The sequence below is a fragment of the Flavobacterium sp. LC2016-23 genome (assembly GCF_009674775.1).
Classification (GTDB): domain Bacteria; phylum Bacteroidota; class Bacteroidia; order Flavobacteriales; family Flavobacteriaceae; genus Flavobacterium.
The window spans coordinates 116403-130630 of sequence record NZ_WKKE01000011.1 but is presented as its reverse complement, the minus strand read 5'-3'; the positions used below and the strand labels follow the sequence as shown (position 1 = coordinate 130630).

Here is a 14228-nt window from a genome sequence, read left to right as displayed (position 1 = left end):
TTCACTATTTTTGACCCAAATAAAATTATGATGAGAAAATATGCATACCTCCTGTTATTCGCCCTTTTATTAAATGGATGTGATGATGGTGATATAACTGTTGAGACCGTAGACTTTAAAGATGTTACCTCTGACGCTTGTGACCTTACAACCAATGAACTAATTTTCAAACTAAAAAGCCAGGAATCATTGCTGTTGCAACTGGCACCGGGTACGCTGCTTAACGAACCAACACCAGTTGATGATCCCAGAGAATTCAGCATTAATAATAGTGGTAATTTCAGACTTGTTTACAGAAGTTATGACGGAGCTGTGGCCAAAACTAATATTTGCAGCCTGATTCCGCCAACAACACCTCATATCATTAACGAATGGTATGCTAAGTCCGGAACGATTGAAATTACAACTACCGCACAAAAGACAACAGACGAAACTACCGGCGCCATCACGATTACTGGATATACCCATAACATCATCATTAAAAACCTTACGTATTCGATACCAAGTTTAGATGTTACGCAGCCTCAGGTAATTTTTGGTGATTTTAAAACCACCATAGCGGCGGCTGACAAACTGAACCTGACTTTCACTAAACCAGTTAAGCAATGTGGTACTGCAGGACAAGTTTTCACATACAACGATAATTCAGCAATGACCATTGACAATATTGACCCTACGTTAATTCAGAATGTTGTCACTCCGGCAAATGCTCCACGAACAGGATTAATAGGTACGACTGTGAACAAACTTTTATTTAAGGTTTATACAGGAAGCGCTCTTAATGATAGTTATTTCTGTACAGCAACACCACCAACAACAGCAGTATTAAAAGAGACCTGGGCAGGAGTTGCAGGTGTAGCCAATACCAGCGGAATTATTGAAGTAACCACCACAACCGATGTTGCGAATACATTTAAACATACCATAAGACTTAGAAATACTACACTGCAAAAAACAACAAATACAGTTAATTTAGGGACCAGTTACATATTGGGTGACATCTATACCACAACGACAAATTAAACCGCTTTAATTTCAGGTTTTCAGAAATTAAAAAGCGTTTTATTCCTACAAAAAAATATCCGTTTTCATTCTAATTTATAATTGAAATTAGTTTTGAAAACGGATATTTTTTTATGCTTTAATCTAAGCTAATGGAGATATCAAAAATGCTTTATTTATTATTTTGCCTGAAATAAACTTCTGTTGCTCCTAAGCCATATTTTTGATAATTGGCATCCTGAAAATCAATTCCGTCATAACGCCCCAGTAAAAAATCAAGTTCGGCTTTCAGAATTCCTTCCCCGACTCCGTGAATAAAAACAATCTTTGGAATACGATTTCGGATCGCAAATTCAATGTGTCTTTTTGCCGTTTCGGTTTGTAATGTCAAAATATCATAATTCGACATTCCGCGTTTATTCGGAACCAGTTTTTCGATATGCAAATCAAACTCAGGAGCTGCAATTTCACGCTTATCCTTTTTTTCTTTTACAAAACTTCTTGGCTTGGGCTCTGTTTTTTCCTTTGAAATTTCATCTATATTAATTCTTTTGATAGAATTCATTAAATTACTGGAATCCTGAATTTTAATTAATTCATTGACAAAAAATGTCATCATAAATCCGTCCTCCGTTTCTATTAAAACCTCCTTGTTTTTAACAGAAACCACTACGCCGTTTATGGCTTCATCCAAAACCGAAACCTTATCACCTTTACTTAACATCCTCTTCTTCTTTATCTTGATTTTTACTCGGTGTTTTTGCACTCAACTGCATCATTCCATACATGAAAACTGCGATTGCAATTACCATAATATAAATATTTTTTTCTGCCGATACCTGCTCATAAAGCGCCACTGCAATAGCAAGTACCATTATTAAAATTTTAAAAGCTTTCATATTTTTAAGTCTAAGGATTCAAAAGTAAGAAACTTTAAAATAGTACTTCTTAACTTCCAGAAATGTTGTTCCTTTTTTTCGTAAAATTGTAAAAATTATAACCCGTGAATTTAGAGAAATTTATGCTGCCCTGTTTATTCAAAACTTTGTTTGGAATCGAGTGTCTCGGATGTGGTTTCCAGCGTGCTTTATTCTTACTTTTTCAAGGGGAGTTTTCAGCTGCTTTTCAAATGTATCCGGCACTTTATTCTACGCTAATTTTTCTGGGTTTTGTGGGTTTATACTTTTCCGGTAAATCTAAAAATTACACCAAATTACTTTGGATTTCGGGAGTTGTTAATGCCCTTTTTATGGTTGGTGGCTATTGGTACAAACACTTTTAATTTTCGACCAATTCTGTTTTTTTTGCCACGGATTGTGCTGGATTTTTTTTTAAATCTTTGACTTTTTTTCACGCAGATTTTGCAGATAGTGCAGATTTTTTCTCTGACACGGATTAGCTGTTCGTCTAAATTATTTTTTAATCTGGTTCAGGATATCGTTCATCATTTCGATCTGTACTTTCTGAATTTCGATTAATTCCTGTTGCTGGTGCATAATCAAATGATCTATTTTATCGTGAATCATCCTGATTTCCAATTCGGATTTTAAGTTAATCATATAATCTTTCTTAGCACGCGTACGGTCTTTTTCTTCCTGGCGGTTCTGACTCATCATAATGACCGGGGCCTGCAAGGCTGCAATGCAGGACAGTATTAAATTCAGTAAAATAAACGGATACGGATCAAAACCTTTATTAACCAAAATCAGGACATTCGCACTAATCCAGATTACTATAAAAAGCAAAAATGAAATTATAAAAGTCCAGCTTCCGCCAAAGTCAGCCACCTGATCGGCTATCTTTTGCCCAAAACTTCTGGTCTCTCCTTCGTCTTCCAGCGTACTAACGATAGATTTATCTTCCTTCAAAGACTCAATAACCCCTTTTTCGAGATCTGAAAGTGCCCCGATTTCTGTAGATAAATAGTTTGAAATGTATTTCTGACGATAGGCGTTTAATTCTTTAATCCCAATATAATCACTATCACAAAAAGAAGGATGCTCTTCGATAATAAGTCCTAAAATAGGATTCTGGATCGATTTTCCTGAAACTTTTTCTTTTGCAGGAAAAGACAGGTTAGAAATAGCGCTTTTAAAAGTCGGATTATTTTTCATTTTAAATGTATTTTACCCGCTAATTTAAGCATTTAACTTCTTATGAATCATATAAATTATTTCTGTTAACAATTCTTTTATTTATCACAAATACAATTCACAAAACAAAATTTCTTTAAGTAAATCGTATCTTTATTTACAAAAAACACCTTACTTTTAACGCTTCAAAACATTCATTCAATTCTACAATTGTGTCAAAAGATCTTATCATACAAAATATAAAAGCTTTAAAAAGCCATTCAAACATCAACTACGGAATCAAAACTAAAACTGAAGATTTTACCGAAAAGCTTTTTTATACCCTTTTTGATTCGAATGCCGCTTTAGATGAAAGCATTGATGAACTCGAAATACGATTTAAGGAAATTGCCGTTCTGGCGTGCAAAAAGCCCGAAAATTTATGCGAATCTATTTGGGACCGGTTCCTTGAAAAACTGCCTTCTGTTTTGGAAAAACTAAATCAGGATGCCGAATATATTCTGGAAAATGATCCGGCCTCCAACAGTATTGATGAAGTTTATTTAGGCTATCCGGGTTTTTATGCTATTGCTATTTACAGACTAAGCCACGAATTATACCTGCTGGATTTATTGCTTTTTTCGAGATTGATGAGCGAATATGCCCACCGAATTACAGGAACTGACATTCACGCAGGTGCCAGAATAGCGTCTCCGTTTTTTATTGATCACGCGACCGGAATTGTAATTGGTGAAACGGCTGTAATCGAAAAACATGTGAAAATTTATCAGGGAGTTACCTTAGGGGCTTTGAGCGTGAGTAAGGATATGAAAAATGCAAAACGACATCCTACAGTCGAGAAAAATGTCTGTATTTATGCGAATGCTACCATTTTGGGTGGAGAGACCGTGATTGGCAAAAATAGTATTGTTGGCGGAAATGCCTGGATTACCAAATCGATTCCGGACGATTCTATTGTACTCAATACCACTACTACAGAAGTTAAAATAAAAGAGAAAAAATAATATGGGCCCACAGAAACTGCTAAACCTAATTGGAAATACTCCCCTGGTGGAAACAGTCCATTTGGTAAAAAACAAAAACGTAAAACTTTTACTGAAACTGGAGGGAAATAATCCCGGAGGAAGTGTAAAAGACAGAGCAGCTTACAATATGATTGCATCGGCCCTCGAAAGAGGCGATATCAAAAAAGGAGATAAACTCATAGAAGCTACCAGTGGTAATACCGGAATTGCGCTTGCCATGATTGCCCAGTTGTTTCAGATAGAAATAGAATTGGTTTTACCCGAAGATTCTACAAAAGAACGAACCCAGACCATGCGTGCTTATGGCGCTACCGTTATTTTAACGCCTGCCAGCGAAGGAATTATCGGCTCGCGTGACTATGCCGACAAAAAAGTCGCTGAAGGAGGTTACCTGATGTTAAATCAGTTTGCCAATGAGGACAACTGGAAAGCACATTATAAAACGACAGGACCTGAAATCTGGAACGATACCGAAGGAACCGTAACGCACTTTGTTTCAGCCATGGGAACAACCGGAACGATTATCGGCACTTCGACCTATTTAAAAGAAAAAAATCCAAACATTCAGATCGTAGGTGCACAGCCAAGCGACGGCTCCCAGATTCCCGGAATCAGAAAATGGCCGGTAGAATATTTACCTAAAATCTTCGATGCTTCAAAAGTGGATACTATTATAGACATCAGTGAAGAAGAAGCCCGCGAAATGACCAAACGTCTAGCCCTTGAAGAAGGTGTTTTTGCCGGAATGAGCAGCGGAGGTTCCGTTGCCGTTGCCTTAAAAATTGCAGAACAACTCGAATCCGGAGTAGTTGTAGCGATTGTATGCGATCGCGGCGATCGTTATCTTTCTTCTGATTTGTTTGATTAAGAATAAGGTACTAAGGTTCTGAGTGGCTAAGGTTCTAAGTTTTTTTTCAATAATTACAAATGTTAGCAACTCAGAATCTTAATAACCTATACCCTCAAAAAAAAAAACTTAGCATCTCAGAACCTTAGCAACTTAGAACCTCAAAAAAAAAAAAAAAAAAATGAACTACCGTAAACTAGGCAAAACCAATTTTAATATCTCGGAAATCTCCCTTGGCACCTGGCAGGTGGGAGGGAAATGGGGCTCTCCTTTTGATAACAAAACTGCTGACGAACTTCTTCATACTGCTATTGATCATGGCGTTAATTTTATTGATACCGCCGATGTTTATGAAAATGGACTAAGCGAAACTGCCGTCGGAAGAGTGGTTCGTTCGCGTTCCGAGCGTATTTATGTGGCTACGAAATGTGGACGCCATATTAATCCGCATGTCAATGAAGGATACCAGCCTAAAGTCCTTCAGAAATTTGTAGAAGACAGCCTGAAAAGAATGGGGCTGGAAACAATTGACCTGATTCAGCTGCACTGCCCTCCTACTGAGGTTTTCTACAGACCCGAAATTTTCGAAATGTTTGACCGTTTAAAAGAGCAGGGCAAGATTTTGAATTTAGGTGTGAGCGTTGAAAAAGTCGAAGAAGGCCTAAAAGCAATCGAATTTTCGAATGTAAGCACGGTTCAGATTATATTCAATTTGTTTCGTCAGCGTCCTTCGCAATTGTTTTTCTCGGAAGCCAGAAAGAAAGACATTGGAATAATTGCCAGAGTTCCTTTAGCAAGCGGACTTTTAACCGGTTTATTTGATGCAAAAACTACTTTTGATCCTCAGGACCACCGAAACTTTAATCGTAACGGAGATGCTTTCGATAAAGGCGAGACCTTTTCAGGAATTGATTACGAATTAGGACTTAAAGCGGTACAGGAATTAAAATCCTTATTTCCGGAAGCTTCCAATCTGGCTCCCTACGCTTTACAGTGGATTTTAAGTTTTGAAGACATAAGCTGTATTATTCCGGGTGCATCAAAAACCAGTCATGTGCTGTCTAATTTATCCGTCTACGATTTACCTCAATTGACTCCGGATAAAATTGCAGCGATGAATGCTATTTACGAAAAATACATAAAATCCTCGGTACACCATCTTTGGTAGGTTTTAAAAAGGTTCAAAGGGACAAAGTTACAGAGGGACAAAGGTTTTCTAATCTTTGACACTTTGTAACTTTGCGTCTTTGGATCTTATAAAAAGGTTCAAAGGGACAAAGGTGCGGAGTGACAGAGTTTTTCTAAGCTTTGTAACTCTTAGCCTTAAAAAAACCTTTGACACTTTGCTACTTTGCATCTCTGGAACTTATAAAAAGGTTCAAAGGAACAAAGGTGCAGAGCGACAAAGTCTTTCTATGCTTTGTAACTCCGAGCCTTAAAAAAAACCTTTGACACTTTGTTCCTTAGTACCTCTGAACCTTAAAAAAAAAACCTTTGCAGCTTTGTAGCTTTGTTCCTCTGAACCTAAAGAAAGGAACAAAGCTGCAGAGACAAAGTCTTTTATAAACTTTCCCTACTAAAAACCGTTGCCACTTTGTACCTTAGTACCTCTGAACCTTAAAAAAAACCTTAGTCCCTTCCAAAAAAAATGCTTACAAAATCAAATTTCAAAGAATGGTTTAACCGGTATAAATATGCTGAACTGGCGAGTACGACAGCGGCACTTCTGACTTCACTTTTCAGTAAAATTTATAGCGGATTAACAACAGCTTATCTGATTACTTTTGCAGAATATCTGGCTTTTTATGGGGTTATCCTGATTTCTTCTTACAGAAAGATGGCGTTACAGCATAAAACTGAAAACAAGGCAACCACCTTTAAAGAGGTTCTTTCGCTAGTCAAAAATTTGGTTTTGGAATTCGGGTATCCGGCCTTTTTAGATTTTTTGGTCGTTCGTCCGTTTTGTATGTACTGGATGCCGATTTTGTGCGGAAATTATTTTTTCGGAATTATACTGGGGAAAATTACAGCTGATTCCTGCTTTTATTTTTTTACTATTATCAATTATGAAATTATCAAGAAACGATCCTGATTAAAGTTCAAAAACGATCTTAAATTCTGCCCCTTTGTTTTTTCCTTCGCTGGCAGCACTTAATTCGCCTCTGTTTCTTTCTATAATTTTCTTGCACAAATACAGGCCTATTCCGGTTGAAGCTTCTTTTGCCGTTCCTAATCGGCTCATGGTAGTGAATTTTTTAAATAATTCGTCGATCTGGTCTTTGTTAAAACCAATTCCTTTGTCGGCAACGGTAATGATCAATTTTTCCTTTTCGAAATAAATTCGAACCTTGATTTCACTGTCAAAATAAGAAAATTTGATCGCATTACTAATCAGGTTTACCAAAACCTGAACCAATAAACCTTCATCGATTCTTAGTTTGGCTTCATTTAATTCTAAACTCAGAGACAGTTTTATATTTTTATCCAGAAGGCGTTGTTCTACCTGCTCGTTGATAAACGGCAAAATATTAGGAAATACAATAGTTCTTACTTCCTGATTGATTTTAGCAATCTGATCCTGCTCATTCAGTAATTTTATAAAATTTTCGATGTAGCGGAATTGCAAATTCGTTGATTCACAAATTAAGGATGCCAGGTTTTTGACCGAGTCTGATGGATTTTCACTGATAATTAAATTGGCCAGTCCCTGAGGATTTCCTGCAAAGTTCTTTAAATCGTGTGAAAGCATATAAATCAGATCCTGTTTTTCATTGATATAACTTTCCGCTTCATAAATAGACTCCTGGATATTGCACATCAACAAACCTGCCTCATCTGTGTATTCGGTGGGTAAAACGGACAATCTTCTGTTATTCCTGTAATCGTCTAACGATTTTGAAGCAATTGCAATTGGCTCTATTAACTGCTTTAAAACCACCAAAGTAATTAAAGTAGCTAAAAGTGTCATTATCAAGGAAAAAACTAAAATCGAGGATGGCGAAATATCACTATCAAAATAAAGTACAAAAAATAAAATTCCAATGAGCGGGATATGTATACCTATGAAAGCAACAAACAAAAATTTGAAGGCATAACTTTTTTTTAAAAAGCCAATTTGTGAAAGATTGTGATACAACTTCATAAAAAAATAACAAAACGATAGGTTAAAAATGTAGCATTTGGGATTTTGCTAAAACAAAGTTACTTTTTAAACTCAATTAAACTAGCAAATTAAAAAAAATGGTAAAATATTTTAGAAATTAAATTTATAAAAGTTTACAAACCCTTATTTTTGCGCTATGGGAAGAAAAATTACAGACAAAGTTGTCTTTCATCAAATTCAGGTTCTTGATGCCGGAGCAAAAGGAGTATCAGTAGCAAAGGCTCCTGACGGAAAAGTTATCTTTATTCCGAATGTAGTACCTGGTGATGTGGTTGATGTACAAACTTTTAAAAAGAGAAAAGCCTATTATGAAGGCAAAGCCGTAAAATTTCATGAATTTTCAGAACACCGAATTGAACCTATTTGCGAGCATTTTGGAGTTTGTGGAGGATGTAAATGGCAAAACATGAAATACAGCCAGCAGCTGTATTACAAACAAAACGAAGTAAAAAACCACTTGCAGCGTATTGGAAAAGTTGAACTTCCTGAATTCGAAACTATTTTGGGTTCAGACAAACAGTTTTTCTACAGAAATAAAATGGAATTTTCATTTTCAAACAGCCGATGGTTAACTGAAAAGGAAATTGACAGTACAGAAGATTTAGGAAACAGAAATGCCCTGGGTTTTCATATTCCAAAAATGTGGGATAAAATTCTGGACATCACCAAATGTCATTTGCAGGAAGATCCTTCCAATGCAATCAGAAACGAAATCAGGGATTTTGCAAATGAACATAACTTAGCCTTTTTTAACCCGAGAGAACAGTCCGGTTTACTTCGAACTTTTATGATTCGTACGGCTTCCACAGGCGAAATAATGGTTTTGATTCAGTTTTTCGAAAATGACAAAAAGAATCGTGAGCTTCTTTTAGATCATCTGTACGAAAAATTTCCTCAGATTACCTCGTTACAATATGTCGTAAATTCAAAACAAAACGATACCATTTACGATCAGAATATAAAACTATATAAAGGAAGGGATTACATCCTGGAAGAAATGGAAGGTTTGAAATTCAGCATTAATGCAAAGTCTTTTTACCAAACTAATTCTGATCAGGCTTATGAACTTTATAAAATAACACGTGATTTCGCAGGCCTTTCCGGTAATGAGACCGTTTATGACCTGTATACAGGAACAGGAACCATTGCACAGTTCGTTTCTAAAAAAGCAAAAAAAGTAATTGGTGTAGAAAGTGTTCCTGAAGCAATTTTAGATGCTAAAGCCAATGCGGAACGCAATAATATTACCAATTGTGAGTTTTTTGTTGGAGACATGAAAGTTGTATTTAATGAAAGCTTCATCGCTCAGCACGGCAAACCTGACGTAATTATTACAGATCCGCCCAGAGATGGTATGCATGCGGCGGTTATTGATCAGATTTTAAAAATTGCTCCTCAAAAAGTAGTTTACGTAAGTTGTAATTCGGCTACACAGGCACGTGATCTTGCGTTGATGGATGAAAAATACAAAGTAACACGCGTTCGTCCGGTAGATATGTTTCCGCAAACGCATCATGTTGAAAATGTTGTACTTTTAGAACTTCGATAACAAAAATTTGACATGAAAAAAATAATCTCTTTTTTATTAATTTTTGCATTTGGCCTGTCCAGTTGTGAGAAAGATGATATTTGTGATCCGGATACCCCAACAACGCCACGATTAGTAATCACTTTTTACGATATAAACAATTCAACCTTACGAAAAAGGGTGAATAATCTTAGGGTAACCGGAAAGGATCAGGCACAGAGTATTGTTTTTAATAAGACCGCTACAGATGATACGAAATATTTAACCAGCGGCGATTCGATTGCTATTCCTCTTAGAACGGATGCCGATACCACAACGTATACATTTATCAACAATTATGGCAGTTCTAATGCATCGTTGGTGAATTCTGATGAAATAAATTTCGTTTATTCCCGTCAAAATTCTTATGTTTCCAGAGCCTGTGGCTTTAAAACCATCTTTAACCTAAGTGCTTTTCAAAGAACAGATCCTACCGGAGACGGAGTATGGATGCAGGATATTTTTATCATAAACCCTAACATTGAATACGAAAATGAAACACATGTTAAAGTATTTTTTTAGTATTCCTCTATTGTTTTCAATGTTTTTGGTTCACGCTCAGGAAACGACAAAAACAAAAGAAACTGTTCCGGAAAAACAAAAAGCAGAAATTCAAAAACCAATGGCTCAGGAAGCCATCACAGATACGATACTTCCCAAAACAAACCGGTACGGACTTCGCGTTGGTGTTGATTTGTACAAACTGACACGCGGTTTTTATGACAAAGATTATAAAGGAGTAGAATTTGTGGGAGATTTTCGTTTAACGAAAAAGTACTATCTGGCTGCAGAACTTGGTTTCGAAGATAAAACCACAGATGATGACCGATTAAACTCAACAGCAACAGGAACCTACATAAAAGGAGGTTTTGATTACAATACCTACCAGAACTGGCTGGACATGGAAAACCTTATTACTATAGGTTTACGAGGCGGTTTTAGTACTTTTAGCCAGCAATTGAATACCTATAAAATTTATAATGCAAATCCGTACTGGGGACAGCAGACTCCTGTTGTTTCAGGAGAAAAATACAATGGTCTTACAGCAGCCTGGCTTGAAGTTGTCATGGGCCTGAAGGCAAAGGTTTTCAATAACGTCTTCGTAGGTTTCGGAGTTCAGTTAAAGCTTTTAGTAAGCAATAAAGAACCCGGAAATTTCGAAAACCTTTATATTCCCGGTTTCAACAGAACTTATGACGGAAATTTCGGAGTAGGCTTTAATTATACTGTTTCCTACTTTATTCCGCTTTACAAGAAAAAAGTGATTGTTCCTGAACTAAAAAATGTATCTCCAAAGAAGTAGTTTTTTTTTAAAGCTGCTGAGGCTCTAAGGTGCTAAGGTTCTGAGGTTTCTTATTGGGTAAAAAACAAAATAAAAGCCACAAATTCATTTTTTAGACTGCACCCAAAAGTTTAGACAAATTTATAATTAAGTTTGATAATAATGAGCTCGATATTTTATCGGGCTCATTTTGTTTAAATTTGATTTAATTCTTTCGTTATTGTAATAGATTATATATCTATTAATTTCTTTTTTTAATTGTTCTATTGATTTGAATTTTTGAGTATAAAACATTTCAGATTTTAATATTCCAAAGAAGTTTTCAATAATTGCATTATCCAAACAGTTTCCTTTTCTTGACATACTTTGTTTGATTCCTTTTTGTTCCAATAAATGTTGGTAATGTTTCATTTGGTATTGCCAGCCTTGGTCAGAATGAAGTATCAAATTTGTATTGTTTGGTATTTTTCTAAAGGCTTTTCTCAGCATCATAACCACTTGATTGAACACTGGTCTCTCCGTAACTTCATAGCTGATTATTTCTTGATTAAACAAGTCAATTATTGGTGATAAATATAATTTTTTTCCCCCTACGTTAAACTCTGTTATATCGGTTGCCCATTTTTGATTTGGAGCTTGTGCCCTAAAATTTCGTTCCAGTATATTTGGAGCTATTTTACCATTTTCACCTTTGTAAGATTTATATTTTTTTACTCTAATAACACTTTTCAGCCCTAATAGATTCATTAATCTGAGAACTGTTTTATGATTGATAAGCACCCCACTGTTTTGCAGTTCATCGGTTATCCTTCTATAGCCATAGCGTCCTTTATGCTTTTGATAAATGGCTTTAATCAGTTCTTTAGTTTCTTTATATTTATCAGGTGATTTACTTTGTTTTTGATGATAATAAAAACTGCTGCGCGCCATATTTGCTAGGTCCAGAAGTAATTCCAAACCAAATTTATGCCTTAATTCGTTTATGGCTTTGGATTTTTCCTGGCTTGAATTAAGGCTTGAAGCTTTTTTAGCAATTCATTCTCACAGCGAAGTCTTTCGTTTTCTTTAAGCAGTTCTTGCTCTCTTGTAAGGAGTTTGTCTGATTTGCGTTTTTTGCCTTTATTATCACTCATCGATATGGGTCTGCCTCTTTGTTTTGGTTGTAATGCTGCTAGCCCAAAGTTAGCAAAATCTTTTTTCCATTTTAAAATTATGGACATATTGGGAATATTAAATCTTATGCCAGACTGCATCAAGGAAAGAGATTCTTTTTGTATGCTATTAAGTACTTTTAGTTTAAATTCGGCTGAATAGTTTTGATTGATTCGTGGCAATAAACCAATTTTACCATATGCCTTATAAAAACTGACCCACTTACGAATATTCCATCTTGCAGTCTGTTTTAATTTTGAAACATATCCATCTGAATAATGTTTCTTTAAAACCAATTCTACACATTCTAACTTAAATGCATAGTCATACTTTGCTTTTCTTTCCATAAAAAAATGCCCCAAATAGTGTCTAACTTTTTGGGGCATGTTCATTTTGAATTTGTGGCTTTTATTTTTATAATTGTTTAAAAGTTTTTTTAACCTTAGAGCCTTAGCCTCTCAGCACCTTAGCACCTCTTAAGAACCTATTTCCCTGATCCCTTTTATAAAAATCCATTTCATAAATAGTTTTTCACCGTCTTTGGTTTTCACGGCCTGAAACTTAGGCGAAATCAAAGTGGCAGCAATAAAAGCCGTCATCGGAATCCAAAGTCCCGTTAATCCTGTGTAGGTAGCTACCAAATATCTTCCTGCTATAAATAAAATAGCGAAACATCCTAACTGATATAAAAAACCTCTTACTTGTAGTTTTGTCATTTTTTTTTTAAGTTGCTAAGGTTCTGAGGTTCTAAGTTACTGAGGTTTTCCCTTTTGAAACTTAGCTTCCTGAACCTAAAATTATAATTTATTTTTAGCCAATTTCTAAGCAACTTAGAATCTTAGCTACTTAGAATCTTTACTCAGAAACCTGAAACTTCGTTCTCTTACTTCCCTCGTACATCTCATATTTAACCAGACGGGCTTCTAAACTTGCGTTGAAAAGTTTGATTTTTCTGGAAGGTTTCAAACCTACGAATTTCAAGGCTTCAAGATTTGCCGTGATAAACCAGGCATTCGTTCCCGGATAGCTTTTCTTTAAAGTATCTCCAATATTTTTGTAAAACTCTTCCATGTGAATGTCCAGACGTTCATCATAAGGCGGATTGAAAACCATGTGCAGCTTTCCTTCTACCGCTTTTTCGCTTTCAAAAAAGTTGTTTTCAGAAACCGTAACATAATCCTCCAGATTGGCATTCTTTATATTATCTTTGGCTTTGTTTACGGCACTTGGTGCTTTATCAAAACCTTTTATGGTATAATGAAATTCCTTTGTCTTTTTCATCAGGCTGTTTACAATCTGATCAAACAAATCATTGTCCCAGTCTTTCCATTTCTCAAATGCAAATTCCTTACGGTTAATATTTGCCGGGATATTGCAGGCAATCATAGCTGCTTCTGCGAGAAAAGTACCTGATCCGCACATTGGATCCAGAAAATGGCTCTGCCCTTCCCAGCCTGATAACAATAAAATTCCTGCGGCCAGAACTTCGTTAATCGGGGCAATATTGGTCGCTGTCCTATAACCACGCTGATGCAGTGAATTTCCGGAAGTATCCAAAGCAACCGAAACCTGGTCTTTATCAATATGAATGTTAATCCTTAAATCCGGAAACGCTTTATCAATACTCGGACGCTGTCCTGTTCTTTCCCTGAACTGATCTACAATTGCATCTTTACATTTCTGGGAAACAAACTCGGAATGGTTAAAATAAGTCGAATGCACGGTAGCATCAATTACGAAAGTCTGATTGGCGTTTAGCAATTTAGACCAGTTTACGCCTGAAATTCCTTTGTAAAGCGCCTGCTCGTTGTTGGCTCTGAAAGAATAAATCGGTTTTAAAACTTTAAGCGCCGTACGCAACGATAAATTGGCTTTGTACATAAACCCTTTATCGCCTTTAAAGCTTACCATTCGCACTCCTTTTTCTACATCCTGAGCACCCAGCGCGCGCAATTCATTCTCTAATATTTCTTCAAAACCAAAAAAACATTTGGCTATCATTCTAAAATTTTCTTCCATTTTCTTATTTGAATTAAAACAGATTTCCGATCAAAACCGAATCTGCAATAAAAACGTTCCCTTAAACACAACGATTCA

Annotated in this window: 17 protein-coding genes; 9 read left to right on the top strand and 8 right to left on the bottom strand. The window is 35.9% G+C overall.

What is annotated here, in order from left to right; all coding sequences use genetic code 11:
- Positions 1-27: 27 nt before the first annotated feature.
- Positions 28-1023, top strand: coding sequence for a hypothetical protein (locus tag GJU43_RS11285; RefSeq protein WP_154340860.1), 996 nt, complete (start codon positions 28-30; stop codon positions 1021-1023).
- Between the two features lie 151 nt (positions 1024-1174).
- Here the strand turns inward: GJU43_RS11285 and GJU43_RS11280 are convergent, their stop codons facing one another.
- A complete protein-coding gene (locus tag GJU43_RS11280) occupies positions 1175-1726 on the bottom strand; it encodes a Smr/MutS family protein (protein ID WP_154340859.1) in 552 nt (183 codons plus the stop codon).
- On the bottom strand, positions 1716-1901 hold the full coding sequence (locus tag GJU43_RS11275) for a hypothetical protein (RefSeq protein ID WP_154340858.1): 186 nt from the start codon (positions 1899-1901) through the stop codon (positions 1716-1718). The genes GJU43_RS11280 and GJU43_RS11275 overlap by 11 nt, the downstream gene beginning before the upstream one ends.
- 104 nt (positions 1902-2005) lie before the next feature.
- Here GJU43_RS11275 and GJU43_RS11270 point away from each other — a divergent pair, with 104 nt between their 5' ends.
- Entirely contained in the window at positions 2006-2284 is a 279-nt protein-coding gene (locus GJU43_RS11270; RefSeq protein ID WP_370455592.1) for a DUF2752 domain-containing protein, read from the top strand.
- A gap of 130 nt (positions 2285-2414) precedes the next feature.
- On the opposite strand, the gene GJU43_RS11265 is transcribed toward GJU43_RS11270, so the two are convergent.
- Positions 2415-3116: a DUF1003 domain-containing protein gene (locus GJU43_RS11265; protein WP_154340857.1), complete on the bottom strand. Its 702-nt coding sequence runs from the start codon at positions 3114-3116 to the stop codon at positions 2415-2417.
- 191 nt (positions 3117-3307) lie between these two features.
- Here GJU43_RS11265 and GJU43_RS11260 point away from each other — a divergent pair, with 191 nt between their 5' ends.
- The 4 genes from GJU43_RS11260 to GJU43_RS11245 all read left to right on the top strand — a co-directional run bounded on the left by GJU43_RS11260 (position 3308) and on the right by GJU43_RS11245 (position 7059).
- A complete protein-coding gene (locus GJU43_RS11260) occupies positions 3308-4099 on the top strand; it encodes a serine O-acetyltransferase (protein ID WP_370455591.1) in 792 nt (263 codons plus the stop codon).
- A gap of 1 nt (position 4100) precedes the next feature.
- Entirely contained in the window at positions 4101-4988 is an 888-nt protein-coding gene (gene cysM, locus GJU43_RS11255) for a cysteine synthase CysM (RefSeq protein ID WP_154340856.1), read from the top strand.
- A 160-nt stretch (positions 4989-5148) separates the two neighbouring features.
- Complete coding sequence (locus GJU43_RS11250) at positions 5149-6135, top strand: aldo/keto reductase (protein WP_154340855.1); 987 nt, start codon at positions 5149-5151, stop codon at positions 6133-6135.
- A 480-nt stretch (positions 6136-6615) separates the two neighbouring features.
- Entirely contained in the window at positions 6616-7059 is a 444-nt protein-coding gene (locus GJU43_RS11245; RefSeq protein ID WP_154340854.1) for a hypothetical protein, read from the top strand.
- Here the strand turns inward: GJU43_RS11245 and GJU43_RS11240 are convergent, their stop codons facing one another.
- The gene (locus tag GJU43_RS11240; protein WP_229655046.1) at positions 7060-7935 is read right to left on the bottom strand and encodes a sensor histidine kinase KdpD; all 876 of its coding nucleotides are present in this window, start codon (positions 7933-7935) and stop codon (positions 7060-7062) included.
- A gap of 331 nt (positions 7936-8266) precedes the next feature.
- Here GJU43_RS11240 and rlmD point away from each other — a divergent pair, with 331 nt between their 5' ends.
- The 3 genes from rlmD to GJU43_RS11225 are packed head-to-tail and all read left to right on the top strand — an operon-like array spanning position 8267 to position 11000.
- Positions 8267-9679 carry a 23S rRNA (uracil(1939)-C(5))-methyltransferase RlmD gene (rlmD, locus tag GJU43_RS11235; RefSeq protein WP_154340852.1) on the top strand — a complete coding sequence of 471 codons (1413 nt, stop codon included), beginning with the start codon at positions 8267-8269 and terminating at the stop codon, positions 9677-9679.
- 12 nt (positions 9680-9691) lie between these two features.
- The gene (locus tag GJU43_RS11230; RefSeq protein WP_154340851.1) at positions 9692-10219 is read left to right on the top strand and encodes a DUF6452 family protein; all 528 of its coding nucleotides are present in this window, start codon (positions 9692-9694) and stop codon (positions 10217-10219) included.
- On the top strand, positions 10191-11000 hold the full coding sequence (locus GJU43_RS11225; RefSeq protein ID WP_154340850.1) for a DUF6048 family protein: 810 nt from the start codon (positions 10191-10193) through the stop codon (positions 10998-11000). The genes GJU43_RS11230 and GJU43_RS11225 overlap by 29 nt, the downstream gene beginning before the upstream one ends.
- Positions 11001-11126: 126 nt before the next feature.
- On the opposite strand, the gene GJU43_RS23090 is transcribed toward GJU43_RS11225, so the two are convergent.
- From GJU43_RS23090 to GJU43_RS11210, 4 genes are all read right to left on the bottom strand, one after another.
- Positions 11127-11963, bottom strand: coding sequence for an IS3 family transposase (locus GJU43_RS23090; RefSeq protein ID WP_370455598.1), 837 nt, complete (start codon positions 11961-11963; stop codon positions 11127-11129).
- Complete coding sequence (locus tag GJU43_RS23085; protein ID WP_229655045.1) at positions 11960-12523, bottom strand: helix-turn-helix domain-containing protein; 564 nt, start codon at positions 12521-12523, stop codon at positions 11960-11962. Before GJU43_RS23085 ends, GJU43_RS23090 begins: the two co-directional genes overlap by 4 nt.
- An 84-nt stretch (positions 12524-12607) precedes the next feature.
- Complete coding sequence (locus tag GJU43_RS11215; RefSeq protein ID WP_154340849.1) at positions 12608-12847, bottom strand: hypothetical protein; 240 nt, start codon at positions 12845-12847, stop codon at positions 12608-12610.
- A gap of 139 nt (positions 12848-12986) precedes the next feature.
- The gene (locus GJU43_RS11210) at positions 12987-14150 is read right to left on the bottom strand and encodes a class I SAM-dependent RNA methyltransferase (RefSeq protein WP_154340848.1); all 1164 of its coding nucleotides are present in this window, start codon (positions 14148-14150) and stop codon (positions 12987-12989) included.
- Between the last annotated feature and the right edge of the window lie 78 nt (positions 14151-14228).